The sequence below is a fragment of the Porcibacter vitabionis genome (assembly GCF_046263795.1).
Classification (GTDB): domain Bacteria; phylum Bacillota; class Clostridia; order Lachnospirales; family Lachnospiraceae; genus Lachnocurva.
In genome coordinates this window covers 40,375-59,178 of the sequence record NZ_JBJYZD010000011.1, presented here as the reverse complement: position 1 = coordinate 59,178, position 18,804 = coordinate 40,375, and the positions used below count along the sequence as shown (strand labels likewise).

At 49.4% G+C, this 18,804-nt stretch carries 16 protein-coding genes; all 16 read left to right on the top strand.

All coding sequences use genetic code 11. The annotated features are described in order from the left end of the window. Positions 1-21 precede the first annotated feature (21 nt). The 16 genes from ACKX2L_RS08960 to ACKX2L_RS08885 all read left to right on the top strand — a co-directional run bounded on the left by ACKX2L_RS08960 (position 22) and on the right by ACKX2L_RS08885 (position 18,629). On the top strand, positions 22-204 hold the full coding sequence (locus ACKX2L_RS08960) for a hypothetical protein (protein ID WP_497551585.1): 183 nt from the start codon (positions 22-24) through the stop codon (positions 202-204). Then, positions 173-817 (top strand): transporter substrate-binding domain-containing protein, encoded by a 645-nt coding sequence (locus ACKX2L_RS08955; protein ID WP_497551584.1) that lies wholly within the window; start codon positions 173-175, stop codon positions 815-817. Before ACKX2L_RS08960 ends, ACKX2L_RS08955 begins: the two co-directional genes overlap by 32 nt. Positions 818-971: 154 nt before the next feature. Further along, positions 972-1,691: an amino acid ABC transporter permease gene (locus ACKX2L_RS08950; RefSeq protein ID WP_497551583.1), complete on the top strand. Its 720-nt coding sequence runs from the start codon at positions 972-974 to the stop codon at positions 1,689-1,691. Beyond that, positions 1,681-2,424 carry an amino acid ABC transporter ATP-binding protein gene (locus tag ACKX2L_RS08945; RefSeq protein ID WP_497551582.1) on the top strand — a complete coding sequence of 248 codons (744 nt, stop codon included), beginning with the start codon at positions 1,681-1,683 and terminating at the stop codon, positions 2,422-2,424. Before ACKX2L_RS08950 ends, ACKX2L_RS08945 begins: the two co-directional genes overlap by 11 nt. Before the next feature lie 188 nt (positions 2,425-2,612). After that, complete coding sequence (gene ftsH / locus ACKX2L_RS08940) at positions 2,613-4,760, top strand: ATP-dependent zinc metalloprotease FtsH (protein WP_497551581.1); 2,148 nt, start codon at positions 2,613-2,615, stop codon at positions 4,758-4,760. A 77-nt stretch (positions 4,761-4,837) separates the two neighbouring features. Beyond that, positions 4,838-6,745 (top strand): excinuclease ABC subunit UvrC, encoded by a 1,908-nt coding sequence (uvrC, locus tag ACKX2L_RS08935; RefSeq protein WP_497551580.1) that lies wholly within the window; start codon positions 4,838-4,840, stop codon positions 6,743-6,745. Between the two features lie 111 nt (positions 6,746-6,856). Further along, positions 6,857-7,798 carry an HPr(Ser) kinase/phosphatase gene (hprK, locus tag ACKX2L_RS08930; protein ID WP_497551579.1) on the top strand — a complete coding sequence of 314 codons (942 nt, stop codon included), beginning with the start codon at positions 6,857-6,859 and terminating at the stop codon, positions 7,796-7,798. A gap of 116 nt (positions 7,799-7,914) precedes the next feature. After that, positions 7,915-9,312, top strand: a complete 1,398-nt coding sequence (locus ACKX2L_RS08925; RefSeq protein ID WP_497553110.1) for an aminopeptidase — start codon at positions 7,915-7,917, stop codon at positions 9,310-9,312. A 3-nt stretch (positions 9,313-9,315) separates the two neighbouring features. Further along, positions 9,316-10,281, top strand: coding sequence for a UDP-N-acetylmuramate dehydrogenase (gene murB / locus ACKX2L_RS08920; RefSeq protein WP_497553109.1), 966 nt, complete (start codon positions 9,316-9,318; stop codon positions 10,279-10,281). Positions 10,282-10,440: 159 nt separating this feature from the next. Then, the gene (gene rapZ / locus ACKX2L_RS08915) at positions 10,441-11,313 is read left to right on the top strand and encodes an RNase adapter RapZ (RefSeq protein WP_497553108.1); all 873 of its coding nucleotides are present in this window, start codon (positions 10,441-10,443) and stop codon (positions 11,311-11,313) included. Between the two features lie 3 nt (positions 11,314-11,316). Beyond that, entirely contained in the window at positions 11,317-12,258 is a 942-nt protein-coding gene (gene whiA, locus ACKX2L_RS08910) for a DNA-binding protein WhiA (RefSeq protein WP_497553107.1), read from the top strand. After that, positions 12,218-12,466 carry an HPr family phosphocarrier protein gene (locus ACKX2L_RS08905; protein ID WP_497551574.1) on the top strand — a complete coding sequence of 83 codons (249 nt, stop codon included), beginning with the start codon at positions 12,218-12,220 and terminating at the stop codon, positions 12,464-12,466. Before whiA ends, ACKX2L_RS08905 begins: the two co-directional genes overlap by 41 nt. A gap of 21 nt (positions 12,467-12,487) precedes the next feature. Continuing rightward, positions 12,488-13,375 (top strand): diacylglycerol/lipid kinase family protein, encoded by an 888-nt coding sequence (locus tag ACKX2L_RS08900; protein WP_497551573.1) that lies wholly within the window; start codon positions 12,488-12,490, stop codon positions 13,373-13,375. Between the two features lie 109 nt (positions 13,376-13,484). Then, positions 13,485-14,348 (top strand): class II fructose-1,6-bisphosphate aldolase, encoded by an 864-nt coding sequence (fba, locus tag ACKX2L_RS08895; protein WP_497551572.1) that lies wholly within the window; start codon positions 13,485-13,487, stop codon positions 14,346-14,348. A 135-nt stretch (positions 14,349-14,483) separates the two neighbouring features. After that, positions 14,484-16,403: an asparagine synthase (glutamine-hydrolyzing) gene (gene asnB / locus ACKX2L_RS08890; protein ID WP_497551571.1), complete on the top strand. Its 1,920-nt coding sequence runs from the start codon at positions 14,484-14,486 to the stop codon at positions 16,401-16,403. A gap of 105 nt (positions 16,404-16,508) precedes the next feature. Continuing rightward, positions 16,509-18,629 carry a glutamine synthetase III family protein gene (locus ACKX2L_RS08885; protein WP_497551570.1) on the top strand — a complete coding sequence of 707 codons (2,121 nt, stop codon included), beginning with the start codon at positions 16,509-16,511 and terminating at the stop codon, positions 18,627-18,629. Positions 18,630-18,804: the final 175 nt, after the last annotated feature.

The window sequence follows — 18,804 nt, the reverse complement described above, 5'->3', positions numbered from 1 at the left end:
GGGAAGAGAAGAAGGATCCGTATGGAAAAAAAGAAAACGATCAGCCGTTGGATGGGAGGTTTGCATGATGAAGAAAATGAAGAAATTTTTTGGATTAGCGATGGCGATGACTTTGACTTTTGGCATTTTGACCGCCTGCGGTTCGAAATCGGGAAGCAAGGATACCTTGGTAATGGCAACCAATGCGACCTTCCCTCCTTATGAGTCGGTCTCCAATGACAAGATTGTCGGTATCGACGTTGACATTGCAAATGCTATTGCAAAGAAGATGGGTAAGAAGCTGGAGATCAAGGATGTCTCTTTCGACTCCATTATTGCCGGTGTTCAGAATGGCAAGTATGATTTCGGTATGGCAGGAATCACTGTTACACCGGATCGTAAGAAGAATGTTGATTTCACAGATTCTTATACCAAGGCAGTTCAGTCTGTTATCGTAAAAGAAGATTCACCGATTCAGAAGGTTGATGATATCACAAAGAAGAATAAGATCGGCGTTCAGCAGGGTACAACCGGTGATACTTATGCAAGCGACGATTTCGGTGAGGATGCCGTAATCAAGTACAATGACGGCCCGACCGCTGTACAGGCTCTGCTTTCCGGCAAGGTGGACTGTGTCATCATCGATAACCAGCCAGCCAAAGCTTATGTCGCTGCCAACAAGGGGCTGAAGATCTTAGACAGCGCTTATGCAGATGAGAATTATGCAATCTGTGTGAAGAAGGGCAGCAAACTGAAGGGCCAGATCAATGATGCTCTGAAGGAACTGAAGGATGACGGCACCATCGATTCCATCATCAAGAAATACATCAAAGAGTGATGGATCGGAAAATATAGACCAGATTCTTATGGATTTGGTCTATATTTCGAATGAAATTGCAATGTCAGGGCAGGTCGTAAGGATCTGTCCTGAATTCCGCGTTAAAGGAAGATCCAATAAAGAGGAAATGAAATTCCAATAAAGAGGAAATGAAATGAGCGTAAAAGAACAGTTCATACAGGCCTTCGTGAAAGACAACCGTTACCAGCTGCTCCTGAGTGGCTTTGGCGCCACAATTCTTATCACGCTTTGTGCGGCTGTGATCGGTGTGGTTTTAGGTTTTGTCTGCGGCATGATCCGGGCTACCTATGATAAGAATCAGGAAAGCATGAAGAGGAGAGGCGGCGTGAGCTACTATCTCCTGTCTGTTATCAATTTTATCGCCAAGATTTATATCACGGTGATCCGAGGTACGCCGACGGTCATCCAGCTTATGATCTCTTACTTCCTGATTTTCGCCATGGCGCAGAATGGTGTGCCGATTGCAATCTTCGCATTCGGTCTGAATTCCGGCGCTTATGTCTCCGAAATTGTCCGGGGCGGAGTCATGTCGGTTGACGAAGGTCAGTTTGAAGCCGGACGTTCCCTTGGGTTCAGCTATGTTCAGACCCTTCGCTACATTATCATTCCCCAGGTTACCAAGTCGGTTTTCCCGGCTCTGATGAACGAATTTATCACCCTGTTCAAGGAGACATCCATTTCCGGATACGTCGGTATCCGGGATCTGACCAAGGCCGGCGATATTATCCGGTCTTCAACCTACCAGGCTTTCATGCCGCTCTTCTTGATTGCAGCGATCTATCTCGTATCTGTTCTATTAATGGAATATGTCGGTGGAAAACTGGAGAGGAGGATGCGTCGCGATGAACGATAAGGTTCTGGTTCAGGTCAGGAATCTGAAGAAATATTATAAGAATGGTGAGATCAAGGCATTGGATGATGTTTCTCTGGATATTCATCAGGGAGAGGTTCTGGTAATCATCGGCCCATCCGGTTCGGGGAAATCCACCCTGCTCCGTTCTCTTAATCTCCTGGAATTTCCAACGGATGGAAGCATACTGGTCGATGGTGTGGATATTATGGATCCGAAAATCGACATCAATAAGCATCGGCAGAAGATGGGCATGGTTTTCCAGCATTTTAATCTCTTCCCGAATATGACGATCCTGGAAAATATGACCCTGGCCCCCATGAAGCTTCTTCAAAAGTCAAAGGAAGAAGCAGAAAAGCAGGCCAGAGAACTTCTGGATCGGGTCAACCTTTTGGACCGTGCGGATTCCTATCCCAGGCAGCTGTCCGGAGGTCAGCAGCAGCGAATCGCCATAGTTCGGGCCCTCTGCATGGATCCGGAGATCCTTCTCTTCGATGAGCCGACCTCCGCTTTGGATCCGGAGATGGTCGGAGAGGTCCTGGATGTTATGAAAGAACTGGCCAGGGGCGGCATGACCATGGCGGTTGTCACACATGAAATGGGCTTCGCCCGTGAAGTTTCCGATCGTGTGGTTTTTATGGCAGACGGTAAGATCGTCGAGGAAGGAAAGCCTGAACAGATCTTCGATCATCCGGAAAGCCAGCGTCTGAAGAGTTTCCTGGCGAAGATCATCTAAAGACGAAGGCCATCTAGAGTCGAAGAACATCTAAAGGCGAAGGACATCTAAAGTTGAAGACATCTAAAGTCGAAGATCATCTAAATATGAAAAAATTATGAAGAATCTGTGGAAAGCCCCTGTGTGCGTTGCTTTTCACAGATTCTTTTCATATAATTAGTTCGTACAGCCTAAGAATGGAGGCCCGAATGGACGAAAACAAGAATCGCTTTCCATTGAACAATGGAGGCAATAATAATGGGGACAACAATCGGCGTCAGCCGGTTTTTATGTTTATCCTGTTCACATTGATTGCAATTTTCATCACGACGATGATCTACAGCAGTGTGAGTACAGGGTCCCAGCAGGAAGTGGCTTATTCCAAGTTCTATAGTGAACTGGAAGAAGGAAAAGTCAAATCCGTTACCTTTTCGAATCACCAGATTCAATTTACCTTGAAGAAGGGTGAGGATAAGAATCTGCAGAGTGAAGGGGATTCGACCAGAAGTACTCTTTATGAGCTGACCGGACAGGAAGTGGATGTCACTTATTACACCAACTATCTGGTTGAGGATCAGGACCTTCTTCCTCTATTAAAAGATAAGGATGTTAAGATCGTTGAGAAACCGGCCAGTTCGACCAGCGCAATCATCTATAATATCCTGTCTATTATTTTGCCGCTTCTGATCCTCTGGGGTATTTTCGCCTTCGCTATGCGGCGAATGGGCGATGGAGCAGGCGGCGGAGTCCTCGGTGTCGGAAAATCCAATGCCAAGGTCTATGTCGAGAAGTCGACCGGCGTTACCTTTAAAGACGTTGCCGGTCAGGATGAAGCCAAGGAATCCCTGCAGGAGGTCGTTGACTTCTTAAAGAATCCGAAGAAATATACGGCGATCGGAGCGAAGCTTCCGAAGGGTGCCTTACTTGTGGGCCCTCCCGGAACCGGTAAAACCCTGCTTGCCAAGGCGGTTGCCGGAGAAGCCGGTGTGCCTTTCTTCTCTCTGGCAGGTTCTGACTTCGTTGAGATGTTCGTCGGTGTCGGCGCATCCCGTGTCCGTGACCTCTTTAAGGAAGCCCAGAAACAGGCACCCTGCATTATTTTCATCGATGAGATTGATGCCATCGGTAAGTCCCGTGACGGTGTTTACGGTGGTGGAAATGACGAGCGGGAGCAGACCCTGAATCAGCTCCTTGCTGAAATGGACGGCTTTGATTCCAGCAAGGGAATTTTGATCCTGGCTGCAACCAACCGTCCGGAAGTCCTGGATAAGGCCCTGCTTCGTCCGGGCCGTTTCGACCGCCGGATCATTGTCGACCGTCCGGATCTTAAGGGCCGTGAAGATACCTTAAAGGTTCATTCCAAGGATGTTCCTATGGATGATACGGTGGATCTGCATGCTCTGGCTTTGGCAACCGCCGGTCTGGTCGGATCGGATCTTGCCAATATCATTAACGAAGCAGCGATCAATGCAGTAAAGAAGGGCCGTCAGTATGTCAACCAGTCGGATCTCTTCGAGGCCTTCGAGCTTGTCGCTGTCGGCGGCAAAGAGAAGAAGGATCGTGTCATGTCCGATAAGGAGCGGAAGATCGTCTCCTATCATGAGGTTGGACATGCCCTGGTTACTGCCCTCCAGAAGAATACGGAGCCGGTTCAGAAGATTACGATTGTGCCGAGGACCATGGGTGCTTTGGGTTATACTTTACAGACGCCTGAGGAAGAGAAGTATCTCCAGACCAAGGATGAACTCCTTGCCAAGATCGTTACTCTGATGGGCGGCCGGGCTGCGGAGGAGTTGATCTTCGAATCTCCGACCAGCGGCGCCTCGAACGATATCGAGCAGGCAACCAATATTGCCCGGAATATGATCACCCGTTTCGGAATGTCGAAGAAATTCGGCATGATGGGCCTCGCAACCGTCAAGAGCCAGTATCTGGAAGGCCGGGCCTCCATGGAGTGTGCGGATGAGACGGCGGCAGAGATCGATGATGAAGTTCGCCAGATCATTCAGGATGCTTATGAGGAAGCCATCCGCCTTCTGAAGGAAAATAAGGATATTCTGGATCATATCGCCGGATATCTCTATAGCCGTGAGACCATTACCGGTAAGGAATTCATGCAGATCTTCCGTAAGATGAAGGGCATAGAAGAGCCGGCTCCTGTGGAAACCGATGAGAATGGAAACCCGGTTGAAAAGGCCAACCATATGGAAGAAAGCCGGGAAGACGTGGGCGAAGACACCAGGGAACCGGACAGTGACTCTTTCCTGGAAGGCCAGAAAGAAGGTAGTGAAGCGCCGCCTGCAGATGAAGCAGACATGGCCAAATCCTTTGGAAATGTTAACCAAAAGAATGATTGATTAAGAGATAAGGTTCAGAAGGGGGCTGTGAATTTTCACAGCCCCTTTTCTAAGCGAAAGCCATAGAGAGGTATTCCATGTTCGATATCCAGGAAGAATTGAAGAAGCTCCCCGATCAGCCGGGGGTCTATATTATGCATGACAGCCGGGATGCCATCATCTATGTCGGAAAGGCAAAGTCCCTGACCAAGCGGGTCCATCAGTATTTCCAGGCCAGTCATGACGAAGGAATCAAGAAAAAGCAAATGGTCGAACATATCGATCATTTCGAATATATCATTACGGATACAGAGCTGGAGGCCCTGGTTCTCGAATCCAATCTCATTAAGGAGCATCGGCCCAAATACAATACCATGCTTCGGGATGATAAGACCTATCCCTATATCCGGGTGACCCTGGGCGAGGACTATCCGAGAGTGCTTTTCGCCCGGAAGGTCTTAAAGGACAAGAGCCGTTATTTCGGCCCTTTCACCTCCGGAAATGCTGTCCGGGAAACGATCGACCTGGTCCAGAAGGTCTTTAAGATCCGAAACTGCAACCGGGTCTTTCCGCGGGATTTCGGCAAGGACCGGCCCTGTCTGAACTATCATATGAAACTTTGCGACGGTATCTGCACCGGTCAGGTCTCGAAGGAAGCCTACCGGCAAAATGTAGACCGGGCTGTGGAATTCCTGAATGGAAATGACAAACCCATTCTCGATGATTTGACGAAGAAAATGAAGGATGCGGCAGGAGAGCTGGATTTTGAAAAGGCTGCTCATTACCGGGACCTCATTCATTCGGTGCAGGCTTGTGTAGAGAAGCAGAAGATCACCCAGACCGGAGACGAAGATCAGGATATCATCGCCATGGCCCGTCAGGACGAGGATGCGGTGGTTCAGATCTTCTTTATCCGCGGTGGCAAGATGTTAGGAAGGGATCATTTCTTCTTACGCCTGTCCGAAGATGACTCGGAGGCCGAGGAGCTGGAGGCCTTTGTCCAACAGTTCTATGCCGGGACGCCGGTGATCCCCAAGGAAATCTTCCTTCCCAAGGACCTTCCGAATCGGGAACTGATCGAAGAGTGGCTGACGGAAAAGCGGGGGAATAAGGTTTATCTCCGCATTCCCCAGCGCGGTCAGAAGTCCCGCCTGGTTCAGCTGGCCCAGAAGAATGCAGAGCAGGTCCTGGTTCAGGACAAAGAAAGGATCAAGAGGGAAGAAGGCCGAACCATCGGCGCTATGAAGGAACTTTCGGCCCTCCTTCATATGAAAAATCTAAACCGTTTGGAGGCTTACGACATTTCCAATACCAACGGCTTCCAGTCCGTAGGTTCCATGGTCGTTTTCGAAAAGGGCAGGCCCTTACGGTCGGATTATCGGAAATTCCGGATCAAGACGGTTTCCGGTCCCAACGATTATGCTTCGATGAAGGAGGTCCTGACCCGGCGCTTTACCCATGGCATTGAAGAAGAAAAGGAATTGAAGGAAAAGGGCCTGGAGCCGGAGGTCGGTTCTTTTACCCGTTTTCCGGATGTTATCATGATGGATGGCGGCAGGGGCCAGGTCAATATTGCCCTGGAAGTCTTAGAGGAACTTGGTCTTACGATCCCGGTCTGCGGCATGGTAAAGGATGATCACCACAGAACGAGAGGCCTGTATTTCCACAATATTGAGATCCCTATGGACCGGCATTCGGAGGCCTTCCGACTGATCACCCGCCTGCAGGATGAAGCCCACCGCTTTGCCATTACCTATCACAAGTCCCTCAGGGGCAAGGCAGAGATCCATTCCTTCCTGGATGATATTCCCAATATAGGCCCGGCCCGAAGGAAGGCTCTGATGCGAAATTTTGAAAGTGCAGAGGCATTGAGGGCGGCAAGCCAAAAAGACCTTGAAAAGATCCCGGAAATGAATGCCAGGGCGGCGGAGTCAGTCTACAAATTTCTGCACAAGCCAAAGGCAAATACAGGGGATCCGGATGTGTCAGGAAATCCCGATGAATAAATCACCTGCCGGTCGCTACAGTCGGATGTCTTGCAGATTTCCTCCGGGAAAGGTATGATTGATTACAGATGTGTAACCAAAGACTGTTTGGTCAAATAAAGGGGGCCCTATATGTCAGGAGCAAAACTTTCTAAAATTGCGGAAAAGATGAATCTCGTTAATTTCACAGATCGGATCGACCTTTCGACGCATAGGGTCATTATACCGGATGTCAATCGTCCGGCCCTGCAGCTCAATGGCTTCTATGAGCATTTCGAAAAGGACCGGCTGCAGTTGATCGGTTCTGTGGAACATGCTTATATGAATAAGAAGTCCACCGAGGAGAAAGTTTCGACCTGGGATGTCTTCTTATCCCACCAGATTCCCGGCGTCATCTACTGCCGTGATTTCAAGCCGGAGCCGGAAGTCCTGGAACTGGCCTACAAATACAATGTGCCTCTTCTTGGCACCAAGCGTGGAACTTCCGAATTCATGGCAGAGCTGATCTACCTTCTGAATGAGGAACTTGCCCCGATGAAGACGATTCACGGGGTCCTGGTCGATGTTTACGGCGAAGGTCTTCTGATCATCGGTGAGAGCGGGATCGGTAAGTCCGAGGCGGCTCTGGAGCTGATCCGACGGGGACACCGTCTGGTGGCAGACGATGTCGTCGAGATCCGTGCGGTGAATCAGAATACCCTGATGGGGTCTTCTCCGGCGACGACCCAGTATCTGATCGAGCTTCGGGGCATCGGCATCATTGATGTCAAGTCGCTTTATGGCGTGGAGTGCGTCAAGGAGCGGACCAGTATCGATCTAGTGATCAAGCTTCAGGAATATGTGCCCGGTGCGGAATATGACCGTCTGGGCCTCCAGGACGAATATATCGATATTCTGGGCCATAAGGTCATCTGCCACAGCCTGCCCATCCGCCCCGGCCGGAATCTGGCGGTCATCTGTGAGACGGCTGCAGTCAATCACCGGCAGAAGAAGATGGGCTACAATGCAGCGCAGGAACTCTATCGGAGAGTCCAGGCCAATATTGCCGCCGGCCAGGACCCGGATGAGGACTGAGTCCGGGCGGAAAGCTCCGGGTGGAAAGCTTTTGAAAGATTCATGCCGGAAAAAATTGAGACGGTACACAATCATTATTTGTAATGCTTACACTTACAATAGAAAGGACATAAACTATGGAACGTAAGAATGCCTGGGTCAAGTACCCGGAAGGAGAAAAGAGACAGAAGGTATATGATTTTGCAGAGGATTACCGCTGCTTCCTGTCAGAACATAAGACAGAGCGCGAGTGCACGGCTTTCTTTATCGAGGAAGCGAAGAAGGCAGGTTTCCGGGATCTGGATCAGATGATCGCAAACAAAGAGACCTTAAAAGCCGGGGACAAAGTCTATCGGTCCAATTATGGTAAGGCTCTTTCCCTCTTCGTCATCGGCCGGGAAGATCCGGAGAAGGGCTTTGCCATTCTGGGCGCTCACATCGACAGCCCGCGCATGGATCTGAAGCAGAATCCGCTTTATGAAGATACAGACATGGCTTTTCTGGATACCCATTATTACGGCGGTATCAAGAAGTATCAGTGGGTGACCCTGCCCCTGGCCTTGCATGGTGTCATTGCAAAGAAGGATGGAAGCTCCGTCATCGTCAATATCGGTGAAGATCCAAAGGATCCGGTTTTCGGAGTCAGTGACCTCTTGATCCATCTTTCCGCAGATCAGATGAAGAAGGATGGCCACAAGGTCGTAGAAGGTGAAGACCTGAATGTCCTGATCGGCTCCATTCCTCTGGATGAGACAGAAGCCGGCGAGGAGAAGAAAGACCTCGTGAAGAAGAACATTCTTCGCCTCCTGAAAGACAAATATGACATCGGGGAAGAAGACTTTCTTTCCGCTGAGATCGAGGTCACTCCGGCAGGCCAGGCTCGGGACTACGGCTTTGACCGCAGCATGATCATGGGTTATGGCCATGATGACAGATCCTGCGCTTATCCGTCCTTCCGGGCCATTCTGGATGTTGAGCCGGGAGAAAAGACCTATGCCTGCCTCCTGGTAGATAAGGAAGAGATCGGCTCTGTCGGCGCAACCGGCATGCAGTCGACTTTCTATGAGGATACGGTTGCGGAGATCCTCTCTATGCTGGGAAAGGACTCCAATGTCTCCGTCAGAAGATGCATGCGGAATTCCCGTGCCCTGTCTTCCGATGTCAGCGCAGCCTTTGATCCGAATTATCCTTCCGTTATGGAGAAGAATAACAGTGCCTACTTCGGCCGCGGCCTTGTCATCAACAAGTATACCGGAGCCCGCGGCAAGTCCGGCAGTAACGATGCATCTGCAGAATACATGGCAGAGATCCGGAAGATCTTCGATACGAACGAGATCTCCTGGCAGACAGCTGAGCTTGGAAAGGTAGACCAGGGCGGCGGCGGAACCATCGCTTATATCCTGGGAAACTATGACATGAAGGTGATCGACAGCGGCGTTGCTGTCCTGTCTATGCATTCTCCCTGGGAGATCATCAGTAAGGTCGACCTCTATGAAGCATACAGAGGCTATATGGCTTTCTTGAAGGAAGATTAAAGAATGAGTGAAAGAAACAATAAGCGGGAGTGTCTGGTTTCGGACCAAGCCCTGGCCCGCTTGAAAAAGTGTCTTCCGGCAGAGGCTGTCTTACAGGAAGAGCCGATGAAGAAGCATACGACTTTTCGAATCGGCGGGCCGGCGGAGGTCTTCTGCCAGCCGGATAGCGAAGAAGATCTGAAGACTCTGATGGACTTTCTAAGAGAGGAGAAACTGCCCTATTTTCTTTTGGGAAACGGCAGTAATCTTCTGGTTGGCGATCTTGGCATTCCGGGTCTTGTCGTCAGCATGGGAAGACTGAAAGGGACCCGGGTAGAAAATGAAGACCTCTTCGCCTATGCCGGCACTTCCCTTGCTTCTGCTTTCCGGGCGGCATTGGATGCCAGTCTGTCCGGCCTGGAATTTGCCTCCGGCATTCCGGGCTCGGTCGGCGGAGCGGTTTTCATGAATGCAGGCGCTTATGGCGGTGAGATCAGGGACGTCCTGACTTCTGTCCGGATATTAATGCCGGATGGGAGTCTTCTTTCTGTCCCGGCAGAGGAAATGAATCTGTCCTACCGCCACAGTGCCTTGATGGAGGACAGATTTCAAGGTGCTGTCCTTGTCAGTGCAAAGTTTTGTCTGACCGGTAAGGATCCAGAAGAAATTGCAGCGGTTGCCGCTGATTTTAACCAAAGACGGAGGGAAAAGCAGCCCTTGGAGTATGGCAGCGCCGGGTCTACATTTCAAAGACCAAAAGGTTATTTCGCCGGGAAACTGATCCAGGATGCAGGACTTCAGGGCTACCGGGTCGGCGATGCACAGGTTTCCACAAAGCATGCCGGTTTTGTCGTGAATCTCGGCAATGCGACAGCGGAGGATGTTCTTTCTGTTATAAGGCATGTGCAGGAAACCGTATGGGACAAGTTCCAAGTCCGGATGAAGCCGGAAGTCCGCATGGTGGGAGATTTCTTAAGTCAGATGGAATGATTTTTGGATTCGGTAATCGAAAATGATGCAATTCAAATTCAAAATTGGAATAAATCGTAGATTTGTATAATATTCCGTCAAAAAACAGGGATTAATTATTCATTTTCACAGAGCACGAGTCGTTACAATAAAAGATGTTCAGATTGATGAGGGACTGGTATGGGATTACTTCTTCTTACAGGCATGTCAGGCTCGGGTAAAAGCACGGCCTTCAAAATTCTGGAGGATATCGGCTACAACTGTGTCGACAATCTGCCGATTCCGCTTTTTAAGAGCTTTGTGGATCTGGAGCAGGCAGAGAAAGATCAGAAGGTGGCCGTTGGTATCGATATCCGGTCGGGAGCAAAGCTGGACCAGCTGGCAGGAATCCTGGATGAATTGAAACAGGATGGAAAGAGGATCGAGATCCTTTTTCTGGATGCCAGTGACGAGGTCCTCCTCAAGCGATACAAGGAGACCCGGCGGAATCATCCGCTTTCAAAAGAGGAAAGGATCCAGACGGGCATCCGGGAAGAAAGGGAACGCCTTACATTTCTAAGGGAGAGGGCGGATCATATCATTGATACGTCGAATCTTCTGACCAGGGAATTAAAGGAAGAAATGACCCGGATCTTCGTGGAGAAGCAGGATTATAAGAGCATGAATATCATGGTCTTGTCCTTCGGCTTCAAGTACGGGATCCCGGAGGATGCGGACCTGGTCTTCGATGTGCGTTTTCTCCCCAATCCCTATTATGATTTGAACTTAAGGCCCATGACCGGGAACGACCGGCCCATTCAGGACTTTGTGATGAAATATCCTCAGTCTCAGGAGTTTTTGGATAAGCTGGACGACCTTATGCAGTTTCTGATCCCGAATTATATCCGTGAGGGCAAGAACTCTCTGGTCATTGCCATTGGCTGTACCGGTGGGAAGCATCGGTCTGTCACCCTGGCAAATGAACTTTATGAGCGTCTTAGAAATCATGCGGATCACTATGGTCTGAAAATCGAGCACCGCGATATCGATAAGGACCGTAAGATCGGGAAGTAGACCTTGTCTTACGCATCGGATCTGAAAACAGAGCTTCTCGGACGTTTCCCCAAGGAAAGAAGCTGCCAGATCGCGGAATTGGCAGGAATCTTCGCTTTCTTCGGAGAGGTGAAGAGGGAGGCAGACGGGCAAGTTCTTAGAATCCGAACCGACCAGGTCTTGATCCGGGAGAGAACGGAAGGACTTCTGTACCGGATCACAGGCCGGAAGGAAGATCAGAAAGCAGAGGATTCAATCCTTCTCACTGGCAGAAAGAGCGAGGAAGTTCTTCAGATCCTTCGACATCCGATAGGAAACGGCCTGGTGGACAATGGCCTGATCGAAGGATGGGAAGAGAAGAGAGCTTATTTAAGAGGCTGTTTCTTAGCTGCCGGATCCATAAACGATCCTAACAAGAGTTATCATTTCGAGATCGCAGCCAGAAATCCGGCCCAGGCCAGACAGATCGTTTCTGTTATGGAAGCCTTTGATCTGCATGGAAAGACGGTGGCACGTCAGGGACGTACCGTGGTCTATCTGAAGGAAAGCAATGAGATTTCCGATATGCTGAATATCATGGAAGCCTCAGTCACATTGCTGGATTTTGAGAATATTCGTATCCGAAAGGACATGAATAATGCCGTTAATCGTAAAGTCAACTGTGAGACGGCAAATATAGGAAAAATGGTGGATGCAGCCGTAAGAGAGGTGCGGGACATCGAGCTCATCCGGGATCGAAGGGGGCTTCATTCCCTGCCCGGAAAGCTTCGGGAGACCGCAGAACTTCGGCTCTTACATCCGGATGCTTCCCTTGTGGAGCTTGGCCGGATGATGGATCCGCCCGTCGGCAAGTCCGGCGTCAATCACAGGCTCCGCAGGATCGGGGCCCTGGCATTAGAGATTAGAAAGCAGGAGGAAAACTGTAATGAAGAAGGAAGTAGTTGTTCAGATGGCAAATTCGACTGAGGCTACACCAATTGCACATCTGGTACAACTGGCCAATCAGTATCAGAGTCAGGTTTACTTTGAGATCGGAAATAAGAAGGTCAATGCCAAGTCTATTATGGGTATGATGAGCCTGGTACTTACGGCCGGTTCCAAGGTCACAGTTTCTGCAGAAGGACAGGATGAGTCCGATGCTGTAGATGCTATGGAAAAGTTCCTGACTGCATGATCTTTGGAAAGGCAGGGGCGAATGAAAAAACTTCTGTTTATTTTTAATCCCAGATCCGGCAGAGGTCAGATTCGTGCCTGTCTGCCGGAGATCCTTGACATTATGGTGAAGTCCGGATTTGATGTCACGGTGCATACCACACAAAGCCAGGGAGACGCCATTTCTGTTACCAGAGACCGGGCTCATGAGTTTGACCGGATCGTCTGCAGCGGAGGCGACGGCACGCTGGATGAAGTGGTGTCCGGTATGATGCAGTCGGATGTCCGGATCCCGATCGGCTATATACCGGCCGGTTCTACCAATGATTTCGGAAACTCCCTGGGAATCGATAAGGATATGACAAGGGCTGCAGAGATCGCAGTGCACGGCGTACCCTTTCCGGTGGATATCGGTTCCTTTAATGACCGGTATTTTGTCTATGTGGCTGCCTTCGGGATCTTTACCGAAGTTTCTTATTCTACTCCGCAGGATATGAAGAATAACTTAGGACATCTGGCCTATATTCTCGAGGGAGCAAAACAGCTCCGGGATGTTCCTTCCTACCGTATGCAGGTGGAATATGACGGCAATGTCATGTATGACGAGTTTATTTACGGCATGATCTCCAATTCGAATTCTATCGGCGGTTTCCGGCAGATGGTGCCGAAGAATGTCAGTCTGAATGACGGGCTGTTCGAGGTAACTCTGATCCGGATGCCGAAGAACCCGATCGAACTGGCGGATGTCATTAATTGTCTGCAGACCGGACGCAGGGATTCGGATATGCTCTATTCTTTCCAGACATCGGGCATACGGCTGACATCGAGTGAAGAGGTCTCCTGGACTCTGGACGGAGAATTCGGCGGGACGCAGAGCACTTCAGAGATTCGTCTCTGTCACAAAGCCCTGGAAATAATGGTTGAAGCGTAAATTCCTTTGTTTTATAATATTGTAGACGGTTTTTGGAATATGAATTCGAAAAAGCCGTTTCTGTATCAATTTTAAAATTCTTAGTAGATATTTTTGGAAGGAGATTATTATGATCGTTTCTGCTGCTGAGATGCTGAAGAAGGCTAAGGCTGGTCATTATGCCGTTGGTCAGTTCAATATTAACAATCTGGAGTGGACCAAGGCAATTTTAAATACTGCTCAGGAGATGAATTCTCCTGTTATCCTCGGTGTTTCTGAGGGTGCCGGCAAGTATATGACAGGCTTTGCTACCGTAGCAGCTATGGTTCGCGCAATGGACGAGACACTTGGAATTACCGTTCCGGTTGCTCTTCATCTGGATCATGGTACTTACGAAGGAGCTAAGAAGTGTGTTGAGGTTGGTTTCTCCTCCATTATGTTCGATGGTTCTCATTATGACATTGAAGAGAATGTTGAGAAGACCAAGGAACTCGTTAAGCTGGCTCATGACCACAATATGTCCATCGAGGCTGAAGTTGGTGCCATCGGCGGTGAAGAAGATGGTGTCATTGGTATGGGTGAGTGCGCAGATCCGAACGAGTGCAAGCGCATTGCAGATCTTGGCGTTGATATGCTTGCTGCCGGTATCGGTAACATCCATGGCATTTATCCGGATAACTGGAAGGGTCTTTCTTTCGAGACTCTGGATGCCATCCAGCAGAAGACCGGCGATATGCCTCTGGTTCTTCACGGTGGTTCCGGAATCCCTTACGATCAGGTCAGAAAGGCCATCACCCTTGGTGTATCCAAGGTAAATGTAAACACCGAGTGCCAGCTGGTATTCGCTGCCGCAACTCGTAAGTACATCGAAGAAGGCAAGGATAAGCAGGGTAAGGGTTACGATCCTCGTAAGCTTCTGCTTCCCGGCTACGAAGCTATCTGCGCCGAAGTCAAGGAGAAGATCGAGCTCTTCGGTTCCAAGGACAAGGCTTGAAAATAACAGATATGTCATCCGGCGGCAAAGCTGTCTGAGAGAGTCCATAGAGGATGTTCCGATTGGTACATCCTCTTTTTCTTTAGCGGCTTCAAAACTTAACTTTCATGTTCTTTAAGAAAGGAAATAGCAACAATGTGTGGAATTTGTGGGTTTACGGGCCATAACCCGTCCAGTGAAGAAGTTCTTACCCGAATGATGAACCGAATGATCCACCGTGGGCCGGATGGAGGAAGCTCCTATCTGACTGACCGGATTGCACTCGGCCACCGCCGGCTCTCCATCATTGATCTTTCCGACCGTGGAACGCAGCCCATGTTCAATGAGGACCGTTCCCTGGTCATTGTCTTTAACGGTGAGATCTATAATTATAAGGAATTAAAGAAGGAACTTTTGGCTTCCGGTCATACTTTTTCCTCAGAGACAGATACCGAGGTCCTTCTCCATGGCTATGAGGAATGGGGAACTGCACTTTTAGACCGCCTGCGCGGTATGTTTGCTTTTGCCCTCTATAATGCCGCCAAGGATGAGCTCTTTCTGGCTCGTGATATGTTCGGCATTAAGCCGCTTTATTATGCCATCATTGATGGAGAGCTTGTTTTCGCATCGGAAATCAAGAGCATTCTGGAGTATCCGGCCTATCAGAGAGAGGTCAATACACAGGCCCTGGAGCAGTATCTCTCCTTTGAGTACTCCGTTCTTCCGGAGACATTTTTTAAGGGGATCTATAAACTGATGCCGGGTCATTATATGACCTTCTGCCGTGGAAAATCTGAGATCGTCCGTTACTTTGATCCCATGCTGCATCCGGCATCGGAGCCCATGGATCATGAAGAACTCCTGAACCGGATTGATGAAACCCTTCAGGATTCCATCAAGTATCATATGGTTTCTGATGTGGAAGTGGCATCCCTCTTGTCTTCCGGTGTCGATTCTTCCTATGTAGCCTGTCATTTCGGCGGCAGTCGGACCTATACGGTCGGATTTGATTACGAGAAATACAATGAGATCCCTTATGCCAAGTCTCTTTCTGAGACGCTGGGCATCAAGAATACGGGCAAGGTCATCTCAACCGACGAATATTGGGCGGAACTTCCGAGAATTCAATATTATATGGATGAACCCCTGGCAGATGCTTCGGCATCGGCTCTCTATTTCGTCGATCGGGAAGCAGCGAAGGATGTGAAGGTAATCCTGTCCGGTGAGGGATCGGATGAATTTTTCGGCGGTTATAATATCTATCATGAACCCATGTCCCTGGCGCCTTATCAGAAACTTCCATCTCCGCTTCGGAAAGGTCTGGCAGCAATTGCCTCTCTTCTTCCGCGTGGTGTCAAGGGAAGATCCTTCCTGATTCGTGGCAGTAAACCGGTAGAAGACCGCTTTATCGGAAATGCCAATGTCTATGATATGAAGCTTCGTGAGAAGATCCTTCTCCATCCGACGGCCGGCTTTACCCCGCAGAGTCTGACCAGACCTTATTATGATAAGGTCAGGAATCTGAAGGATACGGAGAAGATGCAGTACATTGATATGAATTTCTGGCTGATCGGTGATATCCTTCTGAAGGCTGACAAGATGAGTATGGCGCATTCGATCGAGTCCCGGGTGCCTTTCCTGGATCGCGAGGTCTTTAACCTGGCAAGGACCATCCGCCTGGAGGACAAGGTCAATAATGAAAATACCAAGCTCGCCTTCCGTGAGGTTGCGAATCGCTATCTGTCCAAGCAGCAGGCAGAGAAGAAGAAACTGGGCTTCCCGGTTCCTATTCGCGTCTGGCTCAGAAATGACAAGTATTATCAGATCGTCCGGGATGCATTTACTTCGGATGATGCGAAACTCTTTTTCCATACCGATGAGCTGGTTCGGATCTTGGATGCTCACAAGCAAGGAAAATTTGACTACGCAAGACACATCTGGGTGGTCTATATGTTCCTGCTCTGGTATGGTCAATATTTCCATGAAAACGGTGCATCCGTATCGATGGAGGATGAGCTGGAATTCGAGCGGATCCGGAAGAATAACCGGAATGCGACGATGAATGCCACAAATTAAATATCACTGCCATATCGGAAATGCAGCAGCGGAAATGGCAAAAGACAAGCTGATGATCAGAAAAAGTGATCGTTTAAAATTTGTTCTCTAGAAAGGGAATAACAAATGGACAATAAAGAATACTTCAATGTTGCGGATATTTTCGGCGAGAATGTATTCAACGATGAAGTGATGAAAGCGCGTCTTCCGAAGAAAACGTATCAGAATCTGAAGGAGACCATCCGTCAGGGTCGTGATCTGGATCTGGAAACGGCGGATGTTGTAGCTCATGAAATGAAGGAATGGGCTATTGAGCAGGGAGCAACGCATTATACGCATTGGTTCCAGCCTCTGACCGGGGTGACGGCGGAGAAGCACGACTCCTTCATCACTGCGCCGGATGAAAAGGGAAAGGTCTTGATGAGCTTTTCCGGCAAGGAATTGATCAAGGGAGAGCCGGATGCTTCCAGTTTCCCTTCCGGCGGTTTGAGAGCGACTTTTGAAGCAAGAGGTTATACAACCTGGGATTGCTCTTCTCCGGCCTTTGTCCGCCACGATGAATCGGGCGCTGTTCTCTGCATCCCGACTGCTTTCTGCTCCTACAAGGGTGAGGCACTGGATCAGAAGACGCCTCTGCTTCGTTCCATGGAAGCAATCAGTCAGCAGTCGATCCGCCTGCTCCGCCTTTTTGGCAATCAGACTTCCCACTATGTCACACCTTCGGTTGGAGTCGAACAGGAGTATTTCATTATTGACCGGGAAAACTTCCTGAAGCGGAAGGATCTGGTCTATACCGGCCGGACTCTTTTCGGTGCAATGCCGCCGAAGGGCCAGGAAATGGATGACCACTATTTCGGCACCATTCCCGGCAGGATTGCTTCCTTTATGCGGGATTGTGACAAGGAACTGTGGAGACTGGGTGTGCCTGCCAAAACCGAGCACAATGAGGTTGCACCGGGACAGCATGAACTGGCTCCGATCTATGAAGATGCCAATGTTGCGGTGGACCATAATCAGATGATCATGGAAACCCTGCGCCGGGTTGCTAATCGTCATGGCCTTCAGTGCCTTCTGCATGAAAAACCTTTTGACGGGGTGAACGGATCCGGTAAGCATAATAACTGGTCTCTTGTCACGGATGATGGAATCAACCTTCTGGATCCCGGGAAGACGCCACATGAGAACCTGCAGTTTCTTCTGGTTCTCTGCTGCATCCTGGCGGCAGTAGACAACCATGCAGATCTGCTCCGCGAGTCTGCCGCCGATGTCGGCAACGATCATCGCCTGGGTGGATCGGAAGCACCGCCTGCCATTATCAGCGTCTATCTGGGTGATCAGCTGGATGATGTTTTGAGCCAGCTCATCAGTACAGGCGCCGCAACCCATTCGATTCTAGGTAAAAAAATGAAGACCGGTGTTGCTTCTCTGCCGGATTTCATGAAGGATGCTACGGATCGAAATCGTACATCACCCTTTGCCTTTACAGGTAACAAGTTTGAGTTCCGTATGGTCGGATCTGAGGATTCGGTCGGTGAACCCAATATTGTTTTGAATACGATTGTTGCTGAGGCCTTCTCTGATGCCTGCGACATTCTGGAAGAGGCAGATGACTTCAATTTGGCGATTCATGATTTGATCCATGATCTGGCAATCAAGCATCAGAGAATCGTATTCAATGGAGACGGCTATTCTAAGGAATGGGTGGAAGAGGCAGAACGCCGCGGCCTGCCCAATATTCAGTCTATGGTCGATGCCATTCCGGCCCTGACCAGAGAAAAGACGGTCGAAACCTTTGAAAAGTTCCATGTATTCAATCGGGCTGAGCTGGAGTCTCGTGCGGATATTGAATATGATACCTATGCCAAGAAGGTTAATATCGAAGCCAAGACCATGCTGGATATGGCTGGAAAGCAGATCCTTCCGGCAGTGATGAATTATGAGACCGAAATCGCAACTTCGATGAACCAGATCCATCAGGCAGCTGGTTTTATTCCGGAGACACAGAAGGAAATCCTGAAGAAGACGGATGAGCTTTTGAATGAAGCCAGAAAGGCCATGGAAATCCTGCAGAAGGATGTCGTTCTTGGCATGGAGAAGAAAGACCATGAGGAGAGAGCCCGCTACTATTATCAAACGGTAGAGGCTGATATGGAGGCCTTGAGAAGACCTGTGGATGCTCTGGAGATGATTGTCGATAAGGAAAAATGGCCTATGCCGAGCTATGGCGATATGCTTTTTGAGGTTTGAGGCAGGGTTTGCTGCTCTACCAAAGCCGGTGACAATGAGGTTTGAGGCAGGGCTTCACTGCTTGGCTAAAGCCGGGAACAATGAGGCTTGAGGCAGGGTTCGCTGCTCTACCAAAGCCGGGGACAATATCGTAATAGAAAGAGAATCAAGAAAATCCGATAGTGAATCATGGAAT